At 63.8% G+C, this 18,528-nt stretch carries 15 protein-coding genes; 8 read left to right on the top strand and 7 right to left on the bottom strand.

Translation table 11 applies throughout. The features are described 5' to 3' along the window. Positions 1-5 precede the first annotated feature (5 nt). Entirely contained in the window at positions 6-3,185 is a 3,180-nt protein-coding gene (locus tag UP06_RS38865) for an efflux RND transporter permease subunit (protein ID WP_045009006.1), read from the top strand. Then, complete coding sequence (locus UP06_RS38870; RefSeq protein WP_045009007.1) at positions 3,172-4,377, top strand: efflux RND transporter periplasmic adaptor subunit; 1,206 nt, start codon at positions 3,172-3,174, stop codon at positions 4,375-4,377. Before UP06_RS38865 ends, UP06_RS38870 begins: the two co-directional genes overlap by 14 nt. Before the next feature lie 111 nt (positions 4,378-4,488). Here UP06_RS38870 and UP06_RS38875 read toward each other — a convergent pair whose 3' ends face one another. After that, complete coding sequence (locus UP06_RS38875; RefSeq protein WP_045009008.1) at positions 4,489-6,003, bottom strand: acetyl-CoA acetyltransferase; 1,515 nt, start codon at positions 6,001-6,003, stop codon at positions 4,489-4,491. Between the two features lie 182 nt (positions 6,004-6,185). Continuing rightward, positions 6,186-7,319 carry a nitronate monooxygenase gene (locus tag UP06_RS38880; RefSeq protein ID WP_045009009.1) on the bottom strand — a complete coding sequence of 378 codons (1,134 nt, stop codon included), beginning with the start codon at positions 7,317-7,319 and terminating at the stop codon, positions 6,186-6,188. 257 nt (positions 7,320-7,576) lie between these two features. On the opposite strand from UP06_RS38880, the gene UP06_RS38885 reads away from it, so the two are divergent. Both UP06_RS38885 and yghU read left to right on the top strand, forming a co-directional pair. Next, positions 7,577-9,235 (top strand): flavin-containing monooxygenase, encoded by a 1,659-nt coding sequence (locus tag UP06_RS38885; RefSeq protein WP_045009010.1) that lies wholly within the window; start codon positions 7,577-7,579, stop codon positions 9,233-9,235. A gap of 115 nt (positions 9,236-9,350) precedes the next feature. Then, on the top strand, positions 9,351-10,226 hold the full coding sequence (gene yghU, locus UP06_RS38890; protein ID WP_045009011.1) for a glutathione-dependent disulfide-bond oxidoreductase: 876 nt from the start codon (positions 9,351-9,353) through the stop codon (positions 10,224-10,226). On the opposite strand, the gene UP06_RS38895 is transcribed toward yghU, so the two are convergent. Beyond that, complete coding sequence (locus UP06_RS38895; protein ID WP_045009012.1) at positions 10,227-10,844, bottom strand: flavin reductase family protein; 618 nt, start codon at positions 10,842-10,844, stop codon at positions 10,227-10,229. It lies immediately after the preceding gene. 140 nt (positions 10,845-10,984) lie between these two features. Then, the gene (locus UP06_RS38900; RefSeq protein WP_045009013.1) at positions 10,985-12,259 is read right to left on the bottom strand and encodes an acyl-CoA dehydrogenase family protein; all 1,275 of its coding nucleotides are present in this window, start codon (positions 12,257-12,259) and stop codon (positions 10,985-10,987) included. A 357-nt stretch (positions 12,260-12,616) separates the two neighbouring features. Here UP06_RS38900 and UP06_RS38905 point away from each other — a divergent pair, with 357 nt between their 5' ends. Next, complete coding sequence (locus UP06_RS38905; protein ID WP_045009014.1) at positions 12,617-13,882, top strand: ATP-binding protein; 1,266 nt, start codon at positions 12,617-12,619, stop codon at positions 13,880-13,882. A 79-nt stretch (positions 13,883-13,961) separates the two neighbouring features. On the opposite strand, the gene UP06_RS38910 is transcribed toward UP06_RS38905, so the two are convergent. Together UP06_RS38910 and UP06_RS38915 are read right to left on the bottom strand one after the other, a co-directional pair. After that, on the bottom strand, positions 13,962-14,339 hold the full coding sequence (locus UP06_RS38910; protein WP_045009015.1) for a VOC family protein: 378 nt from the start codon (positions 14,337-14,339) through the stop codon (positions 13,962-13,964). A 128-nt stretch (positions 14,340-14,467) separates the two neighbouring features. Beyond that, the gene (locus tag UP06_RS38915) at positions 14,468-15,247 is read right to left on the bottom strand and encodes an SDR family NAD(P)-dependent oxidoreductase (protein WP_045009016.1); all 780 of its coding nucleotides are present in this window, start codon (positions 15,245-15,247) and stop codon (positions 14,468-14,470) included. 180 nt (positions 15,248-15,427) lie between these two features. On the opposite strand from UP06_RS38915, the gene UP06_RS38920 reads away from it, so the two are divergent. Genes UP06_RS38920 through UP06_RS38930 form a run of 3 tightly spaced genes read left to right on the top strand, consistent with a single transcriptional unit; the run spans position 15,428 to position 17,580 of the window. Next, on the top strand, positions 15,428-16,216 hold the full coding sequence (locus tag UP06_RS38920) for an enoyl-CoA hydratase/isomerase (protein ID WP_045009017.1): 789 nt from the start codon (positions 15,428-15,430) through the stop codon (positions 16,214-16,216). Continuing rightward, the gene (locus UP06_RS38925) at positions 16,213-17,199 is read left to right on the top strand and encodes a phosphotransferase family protein (protein ID WP_045009018.1); all 987 of its coding nucleotides are present in this window, start codon (positions 16,213-16,215) and stop codon (positions 17,197-17,199) included. Before UP06_RS38920 ends, UP06_RS38925 begins: the two co-directional genes overlap by 4 nt. A 3-nt stretch (positions 17,200-17,202) precedes the next feature. Further along, on the top strand, positions 17,203-17,580 hold the full coding sequence (locus tag UP06_RS38930; protein WP_045009019.1) for a DUF6285 domain-containing protein: 378 nt from the start codon (positions 17,203-17,205) through the stop codon (positions 17,578-17,580). Between the two features lie 166 nt (positions 17,581-17,746). Here the strand turns inward: UP06_RS38930 and UP06_RS38935 are convergent, their stop codons facing one another. Next, entirely contained in the window at positions 17,747-18,526 is a 780-nt protein-coding gene (locus UP06_RS38935; RefSeq protein WP_045009020.1) for an enoyl-CoA hydratase-related protein, read from the bottom strand. Between the last annotated feature and the right edge of the window lie 2 nt (positions 18,527-18,528).

The raw sequence follows: 18,528 nt of genomic DNA on the forward strand, positions 1-18,528 counted from the left end.
GGCGAATGATTGCTCTGGTCCGTATTGCCCTGAGCCGGCCCTACACGTTTGTCGTGCTCGCGCTCCTGCTCCTGATCATTGGACCGCTGGCCGCGCTGCGGACGCCGACCGATATCTTTCCGGAGATCCGCATCCCCGTGATCGGCGTGGTCTGGCAGTACACCGGCCTGCCGCCGGACCAGATGTCGGGCCGCATCACCACGCCGTTCCAGCGCTCGCTGACGACGACGGTCAACGACATCGAGCACATCGTCGCCAACTCCTATAATGGCTTCGGCATCGTCAAGATCTTCTTCCAGCCGACTGTCGACATCCGCACCGCCAACGCCCAGGTCACCGCGATCTCGCAGACGCTGCTGAAGCAGCTTCCACCCGGTTCAACGCCGCCGTTGATCCTGAATTACTCCGCCTCGACCGTGCCGATCATCCAGGTGGCGCTGTCGGGCGACGGACTCTCCGAGCAGAACCTCGCCGACATCGGCATCAACCAGCTCCGTACGCCGCTGGTCACCGTGCCGGGTGCTGCAATCCCATACCCGTTCGGCGGCAAGCAGCGCCAGGTCCAGATCGACCTCGATCCGACTGCGCTCCAGGCCCGCGGCCTGTCCGGCCAGGACGTCGCCAATGCGCTCGCAGCCCAGAACCTGATCACGCCGGTCGGTACCCAGAAGATCGGCACCTTCGAGTACAACATCCAGCTCAACAATTCGCCGCTCAAGATCGACGAGCTCGGCAATTTGCCGATCAAGACCGTCAACGGCGCGATGGTCTATGTGCGCGATGTCGCGACCGTGCGCGACGGCAACCCGCCGCAGACCAACATCGTCCATGTCGACGGCAACCGCTCGGTGCTGATGATGGTGCTGAAGGCGGGTGCGACCTCGACCCTCGATATCATCGCTGGCATCAAGCAGAAGGTCATCGACGTCAAGGACCAGTTGCCGGACGCGCTGAAGATCGGCTTCATCGGCGACCAGTCGGTGTTCGTCCGCGGCGCGATTCAGGGCGTCGCTTTCGAGGGCGTGATTGCGGCGCTGCTCACCAGCGTCATGATCCTGCTGTTCCTCGGCAGTTGGCGCTCGACCGTGATCATCGCGGTCTCGATCCCGCTGTCGGTGCTCGGCGCGATCATCATGCTGTCGGCGATCGGCGAGACGCTGAACATCATGACGCTCGGCGGCCTTGCGCTCGCCGTCGGCATTCTCGTCGACGACGCCACCGTGACCATCGAGAACATCAACTACCATCTCGAGCAGGGTAAACCGGTCGAGCAGTCGATTCTCGACGGCGCCAATCAGATCGTGACGCCGGCCTTCGTCTCGCTGCTCTGTATCTGCATCGTGTTCGTGCCGATGTTCTTCCTCACCGGCGTCGCGCGCTTCCTGTTCGTGCCAATGGCCGAAGCCGTGATGTTCGCGATGATGTGGTCGTTCATCCTGTCGCGCACACTGGTGCCGACCATGGCCAATTATCTGTTGCAGCCACATGTGCATCACGAGGGCGCGCCGCCGAAGTCGCGCAATCCGCTTGTGTGGTTCCAGCGCGGCTTCGAGGCGCGGTTCGAGCGCATTCGCGGAGGCTACCATAACTTCCTCGGGCTCGCGCTCGCACATCGCCCGGTGTTCGTTATCGGCTTCCTCTGCGTGGTCGGCGCATCGTTCGCACTGGTGCCGTTCCTGGGCCGCAACTTCTTCCCCGCGGTCGACGCCGGCAACATCCTGATGCATGTCCGCACTCAGGTCGGTACCCGCGTCGAGGAGACCGCCAACCAGCTCGCCGACGTGCAGAAGGCGATCCGCAAGCTGATCCCGGGCGAGATCGAGACGCTGACCGATAACATCGGCATGCCGATTTCCGGCATCAACATGACCTACAACAATACCGGCGTGATCGGCCCGCAGGACGGCGACATCCAGGTCAAGCTGAGGGAAGGCCACAAGCCGACCGAAGAGCATGTGCGGGTGCTGCGCGAGCAGTTGCCGCGGCTGTTCCCTGGCGTCAGCTTCTCGTTCCTGCCAGCCGACATCGTCAGCCAGATCCTGAATTTCGGCGCGCCGGCGCCGATCGACCTGCAAATCCGTGGCGCCAATGCAGAAGGCAATTTTGCTTACGCGAACAAGGTGCTTGCCAAGGTCCGCCGCATTCCGGGCGTCGCCGACGCGCGCATCCAGCAATCACCGAGCAATCCGACCTTCAACATCGATGTCGACCGCACCCGCGCGCAATTTGTCGGACTCACCGAGCGCGACGTTACCAACAGCCTCGTGGTCAATCTCGCCGGCTCCTCGCAGGTCGCGCCGACCTATTATCTCAATCCGGATAACGGCGTGTCCTATTCGATCGTGATGCAGACGCCGCAATACCAGATCGATTCGTTGAGCGCGCTCCAGACGCTGCCGATCACCGCGGCCGGCAACTCGCAGTCGCCGATCCTCGGCGGCATCGCCGATATCAAGCGATCGACGTCGAGCGCGGTGGTGTCGCAATACGACATTCAGACGCTGGTGCAGATTTTTGCGACGACGTCGGGTCGCGATCTCGGCGCGGTCGCCACCGATATTCGCCAGGTGATCGCCGACACCGCCAAGGAGGTGCCGAAGGGTTCTTCCGTGGTGCTGCTCGGCCAGGTGCAGACCATGAACAGCGCCTTCACCGGCCTGTTGTTCGGCCTGCTTGGCGCTGTCGTCCTGATCTATCTGCTGATCGTCGTAAACTTCCAGTCCTGGTCCGATCCGTTCGTGATCATCACGGCGCTGCCGGCCGCACTTGCCGGCATCGTCTGGATGCTGTTCACGACCCAGACCACGTTGTCGGTGCCGGCGCTCACCGGCGCCATCATGTGCATGGGCGTCGCCACCGCCAACAGCGTGCTCGTGATCTCGTTTGCCCGTGAGCGCTACGAGGAGCTCGGCGACCCCATCGCGGCGGCGCTGGAGGCCGGCTTCGTCCGGTTCCGTCCGGTGCTGATGACGGCGCTCGCCATGATCATCGGCATGGCGCCGATGGCCCTGGGGCTGGGTGAGGGCGGCGAGCAGAACGCGCCGCTCGGCCGCGCCGTCATCGGCGGCCTGATCTTTGCAACGTTCGCCACGCTGATGTTTGTTCCCGTGGTGTTCAGTATGGTACACAAGAAACAAGGCGCCAAAGCCGCCGCCCCATTGGAGACTCCGCATGTCGCCCACTGAACCAAGCTCACCGGTGTCGCGCCGGAAACTGGGCATTTTCGGCGTGGTGGCGCTGATTGCGGCAGGCCTTGTGGTCGGCACCGGCATCCGGGCCCGCGAGGAGCAGGGCTCCAAGCTGAAGGAATGGACGGACGATCAGGCCGTTCCCAGCGTCGCGGTGGCCCTGCCCAACGCAAAATCCGTCAACGCCACCATCGACCTGCCAGGTCGCCTCGAGGCCTATTACCGCGCCCCGATCTTCGCCCGCGTCTCGGGCTATCTGAAGAGCTGGAGCGTCGACATGGGCGCCCGCGTCAAAGCAGGTCAGGTGATCGCCGAGATCGAGGCGCCCGACCTCGACCAGCAGCTCTTGCAGGCTCGCGCCGACCTCGCCAGCCAGCAGGCCAGCGCAAGACTGTCGGAGGCAACGCTGAACCGGCGCAAGACGCTGGTGGCCTCCAACTTCGTCTCCGCCCAGGAGATCGACGAGCGCACCGCCGACCTCTCCAACAAGAACGCCGCCGTGCATTCGGGGCAGGCTAATGTCGAGCGTCTCGAGGCGCTGGCCGGCTACAAGAAGATCACCGTGCCGTTCGACGGCGTGGTCACGGCGCGTGACACCGACGTCGGCGCGCTGATCAACGCCGGTGGCGGCTCGGGCCCGGCGATGTTCGTGGTCTCCGACATCACCAAGCTGCGCGTCTACGTCAACGTGCCCCAGAACTACGTGCCGGCGATCAAGATCGGCGCCAAGGCCACCATGGTGATGCCGGAATACCCGAACCGGACGTTCCAGGCGACGGTGGAAGCCTCGTCGCAGGCCGTCGACGTTGCCTCGGGCACCACGCGTATGCAGCTTGGGCTGGACAATTCCAACGGCGAGTTGATGCCCGGTGGCTACGCCAGCGTAAAACTCAATCTACAGCGCGACACCGCGCCGCTGAGCATCCCCGCCAGCGCCCTGATCTTTAACAGCAGCGGCCTGCGCGTCGCGACGGTCGGCCCGGATGACAAGGTGCAGTTCAAGACCGTGACCATCGGCCGCGATCTCGGCAAGGAGATCGAACTCGCTTCGGGGATTGCCGCCGATGACCGCGTCATCACCGCCCCGCCGGATGGCCTGTCCGACGGCGACCAGGTTCGCGTGGTTGGTGGTGCCGGTGCCAAGGGCAAGCCCGCGACGGCGTCAGAGCAGCAGCCGCCGAAGGGCTAGCTCCGGGTTCGGCTCTGTAGGGTGGGCAAAGCGAAGCGTGCCCACCATCTCCATGCGACCCCGAAAGTTGGTGGGCACGGCGCAAGAGCGCCTTTGCCCACCCTACGAGAGCTAAACCACGCGCCACTCCGGCACGCCATCGGCAGCCATCGTTATCTCGCCGAGCGAGCCGACCGGCGAGCGATCCATGTTGAGCAAATGCTTTAGCGTCGCGCTGTCATCAGCCGGAATCCGCGCCAGCGTGCGCCGCTCGTCTGCGGTGCGCAGCATGACGACGCCATGCTCGACATTGCCATTGCGGCCGTAGAGCACCGTAAAGCTCTCGACTTTGCCCTTGCCGGCGGGCTCCGTGACGAACTCCGGGACCGCGCGCTTGTTGCGGTCGGCCTCCAACTGCACGCTTGTCTCCTGCGCCAGCCCCGCGCGCGGTGGCGTCTTTGAGACCACCAGCGCGTGATGCTTGGTGACGAAGCCGCCCTGGCCGTAGAGCAGGCCGAGCCTGGCACCCTCGCGAAGCTTGCGTATCATCGCGCAGGCCGCATGCGTCATGTAGGTGTTGAGCGGCGCGCCGAAAAAGGTGAGCCCGCCGGTCACGGTCGGCTGCACCTCGGCACCCAGGCCCAGCGTTCGACGCGCCATCTTCGGCACGCAAGGGAAGCAGCTGTAGAGCTCGATCGCGTCGAATTTCTTGCCGTCGCCGCCGGCGAGATCCATCACGGCTTTCAGCACTGCATTTTGCGGATGGCTCTCATAGAACTGGTCGCGCAGCAGGTAGTCGCGCGGCTCTTCCGCCGAGGCGCCGCCGAGCGGATAGACCAGCTTGTCTTCCGCGATGCCGGCCGCCCGCGCCTTGGCGAGGCTGGTGAGCAGCAACGCGCCGCCCATGTTGACGCTTGGGTTGGCAACCATGAGCTTGTTGTAAGGCCACGCGATCAGGCGGTTGTCTGATGTCGGCGTGGTGATCTCGTCCGGCGCATAGCGCCGCTTCAGCCAGGCGTTGGGATTTTGCGCGGCAGCTTCCGAATAGCGCGACCATAGCGTACCGGACTCTGCCATGGCTTCGCGCGGCGTCTGGCCCCAATGCGCCGACGATGCAGCTTCGTAGAACGGATAGACGGTAACGGGGCGGAACACGCCGAGCTTCACCGCGAGCGGCTTCTGGAACGCCGCGCCGCGTTTCGGCTCCTCGACGTCATGGGCGAACGGCGTCCATGGCAGCTTTGCTCCAGTTCGCTCGGCCTTGGTCGCGGTCGACTGTGCCTCCGCGCCGCACACCGCCGCCACGCTGCATTCGCCGCGCGCGATGCGCTGCGCAGCATCGTGGATGTAGCGGATCGGGCTCTCGCCGCCGACCGGCCCGTAATAGCAATGCGCGGGCGCAATGCCGAGCCGCTGTGCCAAGAGTTTTTCCGGATCGCGATAGCGCCAGCTCAGGAAGTTGACGACGTCGAGCGACTGCACCTCGCCGAGCAGTTTTGAGCCGGCATCCGCCTCGGCACGCCGCAGCGCCTGTTCGAGTAGATCGAGCGGCTCGAGGCCCTCGGTGATCTCCTTGGGACGGTCGATGATCTCGCCGATGCCGACGATGACGGGGATGCGGTCCGGGGAAAGGGAGAGGTTTGTCATTTCTTCTTGCTTCGCTCTTTAGATTTTCGGCACGCCGCCGCCCTTCGAGGCCTTCGCTACGCTACGGCACCTCAGGGTGACGGCTACGGGGACGACGTCATCCTGAGGTGCTCGTTCAGCGGCGCACCGCGCCGCTGAACGAGCCTCGAAGGATGGGCAACGGACTCTACTCCGGCCACGAGTCACTCCGCCACCAGCGCATTCATGTGCTCGATGGCTTCGGCGAACTCTTCCTTGAATTCCTGCACCACGGCACCGGCCGACTTCACGCTGTCGATCAACCCCACGCCTTGGCCGACGAAATAGCTAACGAGATCGCGCGCTCGCGCGTTGCCGGCGGCTGCCGCACGGTCGATCGAGTTGAAGGCGTCGCGACTGATGATGCTCTGTAGCGGCATCGGCAGCGCGCCCGAGCTTTCCGGCGCGCGGTCCCAGGCATCGGTCCAGACCGAGCGGAGCTGCCGCGCCGGCTTTCCGGTACGGCCCTTGGAGCGGATCGCGTCGCGGGAAGAGGCGGCGATCATCTTCTCGCGAAAAACTTCCGTGGTCTCGGCCTCGACAGTGGCAAGCCACACCGAGCCGGTCCAGGCGCCGGCGGCACCCATCGCCATGCAGGCCGCCATCTGCCGTCCGGTCATGATGCCGCCGGCGGCCAGCACCGGCACGTCGCGGATCGGCTTGATCGCCTTGATCACTTCCGGCACCAGCACCATGGTCGAGACCTCGCCGCAATGGCCGCCGGCTTCGGTGCCCTGCACGACGAGGATATCGACGCCGGCCGCGACCTGGCGCAACGCATGCTCCTTGGCGCCGACAAGCGCTGCAACCGGTACGCCATGCTTCTTGCCCATCTCGATCATCGCTTTCGGCGGCACGCCCAACGCATTGGCGATCAGCCGGATCGGGTGGTTGAAGGAGACCTCGAGCAGCTCCAGCGCGGTCTTGGCATCGAACGGCTGCGGCTGATTGTCGGCCACATCAGTCGTCGTCAGCTCGATGTCGTATTTCTTCAGAAGACCACGTGTGTAGTCACGATGCGCCTGCGGCACGCGCGCCTCGAGGCTCTTCCAGGTGACGTCCTTCTCGCCGGCGGTCGAGATGTTTTCGGGGATGAGCACGTCGATGCCGTAGGGTTTGCCGTCGGCATGCTCGTCGATCCATTTCAGCTCGCGCTCGAGAGTCTCCGGTGTGTGCACGGTCGCGCCCAACACGCCAAAGCCGCCCGCACGGCTGACGGCGGCAACGACGTCGCGACAATGGCTGAAAGCGAGCAGCGGGAACTCGATTCCCAGCATGTCGCAGATCGGCGATTTCATGGTTCTATCCCCGCGGCGGCCGTCGCGTTACTGTTGTTGCTCTCGTTGCGAAGGCGGTTCGACGCTAGCCCATCGTCGCCTGCGATGCCAAGCCGGATTTGGCCGCGCATCTTGCGTGCAGGCGCCGCGCCGCGCGAGGAGCCATTCCGTCGCGCAAAATAAGTGGAGCAGGGACGTCCGATAAGCCTCTTGCGCTTTCGCTGACGTGAGAGAATGCTGATGCACAACAACAGAAAACCACGAGGGAGCGCCAATCGATGTCGTCAGCGCAGTCGAGCCCGGACCCAACCACGGGAGCCTACGATGTGGTCATCGTCGGCGCAGGTTTCGCCGGCATGTACATGCTGCATCGTCTGCGTGGGCTCGGTTTCTCGGCGCGTGTCTACGAGCAGGGCGGTGGCGTCGGCGGCACCTGGTACTGGAACCGCTATCCGGGCGCACGCTGCGATGTCGAGAGCATGCAGTATTCCTACTCGTTCTCGGACGAACTTCAGCGGGAATGGGACTGGAGCGAGCGCTATGCGCCGCAGCCGGAGATTCTGAAATACGCCAACCACGTCGCCGACCGGTTTGATCTGCGCGGCGACATCCGGTTCAACACCCGCGTCGAGCGCGCCGCATTCGACGAACGCGCGAACAGCTGGTCGGTGACGATCTCCGACGGCAGAACGGTCGAAGCGCGGTTCATTGTGCTTGCCACCGGCTGCCTTTCGAACGCCCGCAAGCCGGACATCAAGGGCCTCGAGAGCTTCAAAGGCCCGGTTTACCACACCGGCAGTTGGCCGCATGAGCCGGTCGATTTCACCGGCTTGCGCGTGGGCCTGATCGGCACAGGTTCATCGGGCATCCAGTCGGCGCCCATCATTGCCGAGCAAGCAAAACATCTCACCGTGTTTCAGCGCACGGCGAATTTTTCGATTCCGGCCCGCAACGGCGCGCTGACCGACGAGGAGCGCGATGCGTTCCGCAAGAACTATCCGGAAATTCGCCGCTTCGCGCGCGAGGTCGCGCGCAACGGTATCTATGCCGAGCAGCCCGATCGCGGCGCGCTCGACGATAGCGAGGACGCCAGGCGCGCCAAATTCAAGGCGCGTTGGGACCGCGGCGGGCTCACCTTCATGTACGTCTATAACAATCTCGGCCTGGATCTGGCCGCCAATGACTCGGCTGCCAACTACGTGCGCGGCAAGATCACCGAGATCGTCAAGGATTCCACAACCGCAAAATTGCTCCAGCCGAACAGTCATCCGATCGGCACCAAGCGCATCTGCATCGACACCGATTATTTCGCGACCTTCAACCGACCGAACGTTTCACTGGTCGATATCAAGACCAATCCGATCCAGGAGATCACCGCCAACGCCGTGCGTGTCGCGGGCGCAGACCACGAGGTCGATGCACTAGTGATGGCGACGGGCTTCGACGCCATGACCGGATCGGTGGCGAAGATCGACATAAGCGGTCGCGGCGGCGAGATGCTGAACCAGAAATGGGCGGAGGGCCCAAAAACCTATCTCGGGCTGATGACGGCGGGTTTTCCGAACCTGTTCATCATCACCGGGCCGGGCAGTCCGTCGGTGCTGTCGAACATGATCGTGTCGATCGAGCAGCATGTCGACTGGATCGCCGATTGCCTCGTCCACATGCGCAAGCAAGGGCTCGCCACGATGGAGGCGGGCAGGGAGGCCGAGGAGAAATGGGTCGCTCATGTCAACGAGGTCGCCCACGGCACGCTCTATCCGCAGGCCAATTCCTGGTACATGGGCGCCAACATCCCGGGCAAGCCGCGCATCTTCATGCCCTATATCGGCGGCGTCGGCGTCTACCGGCGGATCTGCGACGAGGTCGCGGCGAAGGGGTACGAGGGATTTGTGACGGAAGCCGAGGTCCAGTCGCGCAGGGCGGTGACGGGTTAGGCCGGACGCATGACGCTGGCCTGAGGCCCGCGCCCGGCGCAGACCGGACGGGCCTTGTCATCGGCCATTTGCGGGCTAATTAATGCAGGCGCATCTTCCCGCCGGAGCTAATTGCATGACCGATGCCCCCGCCTACGTGCCGCCCAAAGTCTGGACCTGGAATAAGGAGAACGGCGGGCAGTTCGCCAGCATCAACCGCCCGATCGCCCGCCCCACCCACGACAAGGAGCTGCCGGTCGGCAAGCATCCGTTCCAGCTCTATTCGCTGGCGACGCCGAACGGCGTGAAGGTCACGGTGATGCTGGAGGAGCTTCTGGCGCTCGGCCACAAGGGCGCCGAATACGACGCCTGGCTCATCAAGATCGGCAATGGCGACCAGTTCGGCAGCGGCTTTGTCGACATCAATCCGAACTCGAAAATCCCCGCACTGATGGATCGCTCGGGGCCGGAGCCGATCCGGGTGTTCGAATCCGGCTCGATCCTGGTCTACCTCGCGGAAAAGTTCGGCGCCTTCCTGCCCAAGGACATCAAGACCCGCACCGAAGCGATGTCCTGGTTGTTCTGGCAGATGGGCAGTGCGCCCTATCTCGGCGGCGGCTTCGGCCATTTCTACGCCTACGCGCCGACCAAGATCGAATATGCGATTGATCGCTTTGCGATGGAGACCAAGCGTCAGCTCGACGTGCTCGACCGGCGCCTTGCCGACAACGAATATCTCGCCGGCAGCGAGTACACCATCGCTGATATCGCGGTGTGGCCCTGGTACGGCGCCCTCGCCAAGGGGCTGGTCTATGGCGCCGGCGAATTCCTGTCCGTGCAGGATTACAAGAACGTGCAGCGCTGGACCGATGAGATCGCCAAGCGCCCTGCCGTGAAGCGCGGCCGCATGGTCAACCGCGTCTCCGGCGATCCCGCAAGCCAGCTCCACGAGCGCCACGACGCCAGCGATTTCGAAACCAAGACGCAGGACAAGCTCGCGCCGGCGACCTAGCTACGATTTCTTCGCTCCCTCCGCAGCCGGAAACACCACGCGGTCATCAGTGCGGCAGTAGCGGTCGGCGAACATGCGGCCGATCGGGTGATAGCGGTCCATATGCACCCGCATTGCGTCGGCGTCCCAGAGTTCGTCGCGGATGTAGAAGTGGATTCCTTCGCCCATGATGAGCTGGCGATCGCCGTTAACGTCGATCGTCTTCCAGGTCTTGCACTCCATCGCCCACGGTGTATCGGCCAGCCGCGGCACCGCGATCGTCTTCGACGGCGCAAGCTTCAGTCCGAGATAGCCCGGCTCGCCGACCTCCGGCGGGAAGTCGCCGCTACTCTCGTGCATCGCGCGCGCCAGCGGCTCGTCTGCGATGTTGACCACGAATTCGCCGGTGCGTTGGATATTGGTCAGCGTGTCCTTCTCCTGGCCGTCCGGCCGGCGGTTGACCGCGAACATGCACAGCGGCGGATCCTCGCAGAACACGTTGAAGAAGCTGAATGGCGCGGCATTGACCACGCCGGTCGCCCCGATCGACGTCACCCACGCGATCGGCCGCGGCAGCACGAAGGAGGCCAGCACCTTGTAGCGCTCGCGCGGCGTGAGGTCGCTCGGGGTGTAGTCCATAATGGGCTCCAGGGAAGAGCTTCGTAGGGTGGGCAAAGCGAAGCGTGCCCACCATTTCATGCGACGAACCGTGATGGTGGGCACGGCGCGAAGAGCGCGCCTTTGCCCACCCTACGACATGCAACGAGAGGAGAGACCTTTTACGCCATGCTCAGCTCGTGCCGACCGACCACCATCCAGTGCACTTCGTCCGGACCATCCGCAAAGCGCAGGTGGCGGACGTCCTGATACATCTCCGCGAGCGGGGTCCAGTGCGAGATGCCGGTGGCGCCATGCATCTGGATCGACTGGTCGATGATCTTGCAGGCGCGCTCCGGCACCATGGCCTTGACCATGGAGACCCAGACACGGGCCTCCTTGTTGCCGAGCACGTCCATGGCTTTCGCCGCCTTCAGCACCATCAGCCGCATCGCCTCGATCTCGCAGCGCGCCTGCGCGATGATCTGCATGTTGCCGCCGAGATGGGCGATCTTCTTGCCGAAGGCTTCGCGGGTAAGCCCTCGCTGCACCATCAAGTCGAGCGCCTTCTCGGCCTTGCCGATGGTACGCATGCAGTGATGAATGCGGCCTGGGCCGAGGCGAAGCTGCGAGATCTCGAAGCCACGGCCTTCGCCGAGCAGGATGTTCTCCTTCGGCACGCGCACATTGTTGAAGCGCATATGCATGTGACCGCGCGGCGCGTGGTCCTGCCCGAACACATACATCGGACCGAGCACCTCGACGCCGGGCGTGTCGCGGGGCACCAGGATCTGTGACTGCTGCTTGCTCGGCGCCGCATCCGGATTGGTCTTCACCATCACGATGAGGATCTTGCAGCGGGGATCGCCGACGCCGGAGATGTAATATTTCTCGCCGTTGATGACCCATTCGTTGCCGACGAGTTTTGCACTCGTCGAGATGTTCTTGGCATCGGAGGAGGCGACGTTCGGCTCGGTCATGACATAGGCCGAGCGGATCTCGCCGTTCATCAGCGGCTTCAGCCACTTCTCCTTCTGCTCCTTGGTGCCGACGCGCTCAAGCACCTCCATGTTGCCGGTGTCGGGCGCCGAGCAGTTCATGGACTCGGAGGCGAGCGGGCTCTTGCCGAGTTCGGAGGCGATATAGGCATAATCGAGGTTCTTCAGGCCCTGGCCGGTCTCGTCATCAGGCAGGAAGAAGTTCCAGAGGCCCTCCTTCTTGGCCTTGTTCTTGGCGACCTCGAGCACCTCGAGCTGCTTCGGCGTGAAGCTCCAGCGATCTTCCTTGCCCTCACCGGCCTTGGCGAACTCGATCGACATCGGCTCGACGGTGTCGCGGATGAACTTCCTGACGTGATCGTAGAGCGGCCGGACCTGGTCCGACATCCTGAGATCATTGAGCTCGTCGCCGGGATTGAGGGTGTAGTTCGTGGTGCGGGGTATGTAGGCGTGTTTCAATGTTGTTCCTCCCGTTTTGGATCAGCGCGTTGTCGTCAAGAATAGACGGGGCAAGGCCAAAGCGCGAGCCTGCATTTTTCACGCGACCTATGCCATGCGATGGAATATCGCGACATCGTTTCAAACACTGTTTGAGCGCTATCGGCATCGTAAGGGCGAAGGTCGGGCCACCCGCCTTCTGATCTTCAGCAAGCGTCGCGCGATCCGACCATGTGGGTCGGTTAACGGGTCGCACCGCAGGACCCGCGGCTCCTCTCGCCGGTTCCTCACCAATTCACCCTATTTCCGGCGGCTATTGGGACTTTTGCGCGCCGCTGTAACCGGCTAACCTCCGGCTCGCGCAGAGGGAGAGAGCACATGAGTTCTTCCGTTGTACGCGAAGTGCAGTTTCCAAAACAGCCGGCGCTCCAGTTGATTTACGATACAGCGCCGATCGGACTTGCTTATCTTTCGCCGGACTGCCGCTATTTACAGATCAACCAGCGCCTCACCGAGATCTGCGGCATCTCGGTCGAAGGCCATCTCGGGCACACGGTGCGGGACTGCGTGCCCGGGCTCGCGTCCGCCGTCGAGGGCATCGTTCGCTCCATCATGGAAACCGGCGACCCCGTCACCGGGATCGAGGTCTACGGCCAGCGTCCCGGCTATAATGACGAGCGCTGCTGGATCACCTATTGGCATCCGCAGCGCGGACCGAACGGCAACATCGTCGGTGTCAATGTCGCGGCTGAGGAGATCACCGAACGCAAGCGCAGCGAGCGAGAGATTCGCGGTGCGCGCGACGCGGCGGAGGCCGCGTTGCAACGCCTGAAGGAGGCTCAGGATTCGCTGGTCGAGGCGGAAAAGCTCGCAGCTCTGGGGCGGTTGGTGGCTGGCGTGGCACACGAGATCAACAGTCCCGTCGGCACCAGCCTGACCGTCACCTCGGCGCTGGAGCGCAAGACGACAAAGTTTGCGGCGGAAGTCGCGCGGGGCGGGCTGAAGCGATCGAGCCTGAATGAATTCGTCACGGTCGTTCAGACCGCGTCATCGCATCTGGCCGATAATCTCGCCCGCGCAGCGGAATTGATCCAGGCGTTCAAGCAGGTCGCGGTCGACCAGGGCTATCTTGAGCGTCGCAGCTTCGATCCGGGCGAGCTAACGCGACAGGCTGCCGCGAGCCTGCAGCAGGAATTGCGGAAGAACGGTTTGGCGCTCAATGTCGAATGCCAGCCCGATCTGGCAATGAACAGCTATCCCGGTCCATTCGCACAGGTGGTGACCAACCTGATCAAGAACGCGATGGTGCACGCGTTTCCGCATGGCAAGCGCGGCAGCATCAACATCGAGATTCGTGCGTGCGGCCGGGATGATATCGAGATTGCCGTTTCTGATGATGGCTGCGGCATGAGTGCGGACCTGCGCCGGCAGGCGTTCAATCCGTTCTTCACGACACGCCGAAGTCAAGGCTGCATCGGCCTCGGCCTGCACATCGTTCATAACATCGTCGTCAGTCGGCTGGGCGGGCGTATCAAGCTCGAAAGCGAGTCAGGCGAGGGGACACGAATCCGGATCATCGTGCCGCGGATCGCGCCCGAGCCTGCCGATCCCCAGCGCGCAACGCGCAAGAGGAGCGCTGTATAGCCGGGGACATAGGCGAGCGGAAGCGACGCCGTCGTTCGGACGGCTATGCCCGGCCACGGCGTCGCAGCGAGTGCTCCGCTCAAATCATCCGATGCATCGCGCAGATCTTGTTGCCGTCGAGGTCGCGCAGATAGGCGAGGTAGAGCTTGCCGGCCGCGCCTTCGCGGATGCCGGGCGGGTTCTCGCAAGTCTTGGCTCCGCCGGCGAGGCCCGCCGCATGCCACGCGTCGACCTGCTCCGGTGAGCCGCAGGCAAAGCCGATGGTGCCGCCGTTCGCAGGAGTCGCAGCCTCGCCGTTGATCGGCTTCGACACCGAGAACACGCCGGTCTTGGTGATGTAGAAAATGCGATGGCCATCGACCCTGGCTGGCCGCACCTCGAGCGTGCTCAGCAAATTGTCGTAAAAGGCCTTGGCCTTGTCGAGGTCGTTGGTGCCGATCATCACGTGGGAAAACATTTGCCCCTCCCAGATTTATGAATTCAGACTTCGTAGCCCGGATGGAGCGAAGCGCAATCCGGGGTCTTGCTCCAAGTTACGCCGGTCCCGGATTACGCTTCGCTCCATCCGGGCTATAAACGCGAAACTCAAAACGCAGTATAGCCGCCATCGATCACGAACGTATCCGCGGTGTGATAGGACGATGCCTTGCTCATGAGATATACCGCGATGCCGCCGAAATCGCTGGCCTCGCCGAAGCGCCGCGCCGGAATCCGCGGCATCACGTTGGCGACGAATTTTTCGTTGGCCATGATGCCGGCGGTCATGTCGCTCTTGATCCAGCCGGGCAGGATTGCGTTGGCAGTGACGCCATGACGCGCCAGCTCGACGCCGAGCGCGCGCACCAGCGCGTTGATCGCGGCCTTGGTCGCGGCATAATGCTCGTTGCGCGCGGTGCCGAAGATCGAGGCGAGGCTCGAGGTCGCAACCAGCCGGCCGAAGGGGTCGCCGGCGTTGGCGCGATCGGTCATGTGCTTGGCGGCGGCCTGGAACGCATGGAACACGCCGTCGAGATTGGTCGCAAACATTGTGCGCCACTCTTCCTCGGTGCGCTCGATGAAGGAGCGTCGACCGCCACCGCCGATGCCGGCATTGGCGAAGCAACCATCGACCCGGCCGAACGTATCGAGCGTGGCCTTCATTGCGGCATTGACGGAAGCCGGATCGGTGACGTCGCAGACGCGGGCGTCGACCTTGCCGGCTAGGCCCGCCATGCTCGCGGCAGCAGCCTTGTTCTTGTCAGCATTGCGGCCCCAGATCGAGACATTGCAGCCCTGACCTGCGAGCGCCTGCGCGATGCCGAGCCCGATACCACCATTGCCGCCGGTGATCACGGCGACGCGGCCCGTGAGGTCGAAAAGGGACATGGCGCGTTTCCTGTTTTTTGGCACTGCGGCGCAGCAGCCTGTGCGCGCAAGATTGTGCGATACGACGACAAGGTATGTTCGGACCACCATGGACAAGGCCGCGACAAAAATCAAATATGCGCCCCGGCAAAGCTAATTCCGGTCTGCGAAACATGGCCGGCGACAACTGACGAGGAAACCATGCAGTTCAAACACGTCACGCTCGATCTCGATGGTTCGGTCGCGGTCCTCAGGCTCGACCATCAGGAGGTGATGAACGCGGTCTCCCTGGACATGCTCGGCGGTCTCGCCGACGCGCTCGACGCGATCGAGGAACAGAAAGACGAGGTGCGCTGCGTCGTACTGACCGGCGCCGGGCGGGCGTTCTGCACGGGAGCGAATCTCCAGGGCCGCAACAACCAGTCGAAGAAGACCAAGGCCGGCGTGACGCTCGAGACCGGCTTTCACCCTTTCCTCCGGCGCATCAGCAATCTGCATTGCCCGATCGTTACCGCGGTCAACGGCCCGGCGGCCGGTGCCGGCATGAGTTTCGCGCTGCTCGGCGACATGATTTTATGCGCGCGGTCCTCTTACTTTCTTCAAGCGTTCCGTCGCATCGGTCTCGTGCCGGATTGCGGCTCGACCTGGCTGCTGCCGCGCCTGATCGGCAAGGCACGCTCGGTCGAATTGTCGTTGATGGGTGAGCGCCTGCCGGCCGAGAAGGCGCTGGAATGGGGCCTGATCAACCGCGTCTATGATGACGGCGTGCTGATGGAAGAGGCGATGAAGCTCGCGCGCGACCTCGCGAGCGGCCCGACGGTCGCGCTGTCGCTGATCCGCAAGCTCTATTGGGACAGCCCGGAGAATTCTTTTGAGGATCAGCTCAATCTCGAATTCCAATGTCAGCTCCGCGCCGGCGACACCCAGGACTTCCGGGAGGGCGTCGGCGCTTTCCTGGAGAAGCGCCCGGCGCAGTTCAAAGGCAAATGATCGAGGCCGAACTCTCCCGCAGCGTCCAACGCTGGTGTCCCGGAGCGACCGGCGTCACCGGTGCAGCAAAACTGTCGGGTGGCGCCAGCCAGGAGACCTGGCGCTTCGACATCTTGCATCCCGATGGGCCGATCGGCGCGATCCTGCGCCGCTCGCCGAAGGGCTATGGCGCTGCGCCAACCCGCGCGGCAGGACTCGCGGCTGAAGCGCAGCTGATGCAGCTCGCTTATGAGGCCGGCGTGCCGTCGCCGCGCGTGATGCATGTGCTCGTGCCGGAAGACGAACTTGGTACAGGCTTCATCATGCAGCGGGTGGAGGGCGAGACCATCGCGCGCAAGATCCTGCGCGATGAGGAATTCGCAGCGGCGCGTCCGCTTTTGGCGCGGCAGATCGGCGGTGTGCTTGCGGGTCTGCATAGGCTGCCGCAGGACAAATTGCCCGAGCTGCGCAGCCGGTCCGCGACGCAGGAGATCTCCGAGTTCGAGCGCGACTATCGCAGCCTGAACTGGCCAAAGCCTGTGTTCGAATTGGCGCTGCGCTGGCTGCGCGACCACGATCCCGGCCCCTCGGACGAGGAGACGCTGGTGCATGGCGATTTCCGCAATGGCAACATGATTATCGGTCCCGATGGCATCCGCGCTGTGCTGGATTGGGAGCTCGCCCATCTCGGCGACCCCATGGAGGATCTCGGCTGGGTCTGCGTCAACTCCTGGCGCTTTGGGGAGATTGACAAGCCCGTTGGCGGTTTTGGCTCGCGCGAAGAGTTGTTCGCCGGCTACGAGGCCGCTGGCCGCAAATGCGATCCCGCGCGCGTCAAATTCTGGGAAGTGATGGGCACGCTGCGCTGGGGCATCATGTGCGGTGGCATGATGCAGCGTTTTCGCGAGGGCCCGGATCATTCCATGGAGCGCGCCATGATCGGCCGGCGCGCCTCCGAGACCGAGATCGATCTGTTGCGGCTGCTCGCGCCGCGGGGGAGTTAAAGCATGCAGGACGAACCGACACCGGTCGAGCTGACCAAGTCAGTCGCCGATTTCCTCCGCAACGACATCGCGCCGCTGATCTCCGGCCACCAGGCGTTCAAGCTGCGCGTGGCCGTCAACATCCTCGATCTCGTGACGCGGCAGTTGACGCGGGAGGAGGGGAGCGACGCGAAGGAGGTCGAGCGGCTGCGCGCGTTGCTCGGAGCGGACGGCTCCGTGGGAGATTTGAACCGGGCGCTGGCAGAACGCATCACCAAGGGTGATGTTGACCTCAGAACGCCGGGCCTCGTCGAACATCTCTGGCAAACCACGATGGACAAGCTCGCGGTCGACCAGCCGAACTACGCCTCGTACAAGCGCGAGCTTTCGCGAGGCGGATAGGCGGCGCTACACTCTCTACTGTCATCGCCCGCGAAGGCGGGCGATCCAGTATTCCAGACGCCGCAGCGAGATACGGAGAAGCCGCGGCGTACTGGATGCCCCGGTCAAGCCGGGGCATGACGGCGGTGATGTTGGAGACGTCTGTCGTCGTGACGAGCAGCGAGAGCTACCTCCCCACCCATTTCGGCGGCCGTTTCTCCGAAAACGCCTTCGGGCCCTCGATGTAATCGTGCGACGCCACCATCGCCTTCACCGCTGGGTATTCCCGCTGCTCCTCGATCGCCTGCTCCAGCGACACAGCAAGCCCCTTCTGGATGGTCTGCTTCGAAGCGCGGATCGACATCGGCGAGTTCTTGGTGATCATCTCGGCCCAGCGCAGCGCGCCGGCCAGCGCCTCGCCCTGCGGCACCACCTCGTTGACGAAGCCGAGCTCTTGGCCCTCCTTGGCGCTGACGTGGCGCGCGGTGAGGATCATGCCCATGGCACGCTTCAGCCCGATCTGGCGCGGCAGGCGATGCAGGCCGCCAGCGAGTGCGGCCAGGCCGACGCGCGGCTCGGGCAGGGCGAAGGTCGCATTCTCAGACGCAATGATCAGATCGCAGGCGAGTGCGATCTCAAAACCGCCGCCCATCGCAACGCCGTTCACCGCGGCGATGATCGGCTTGTCGCAGTCGAAGCGCGCGGTGAGGCCGGCAAAGCCGCCTTTGTCCCAGCCGCGCTTGCCGCCCGCCGCCTGCCACTTCAGATCGTTGCCGGCGCAGAACGCCTTGTCGCCGGCGCCGGTGACGATCGCGACCCACTGCTCAGGATCGGCCGAGAAATCGTCGAACACCTTTTGCAGCTCGAAATGCGCGTCAGTATGCAGCGCATTGTAGACCTCGGGCCGCGACAGCGTGATGATCGTGATCGGCCCCTTGCGTTCCACCTTTGAAAATTTCAGCTCCATCG

It is taken from the genome of Bradyrhizobium sp. LTSP857 (assembly GCF_000938285.1).
GTDB lineage: Bacteria > Pseudomonadota > Alphaproteobacteria > Rhizobiales > Xanthobacteraceae > Bradyrhizobium.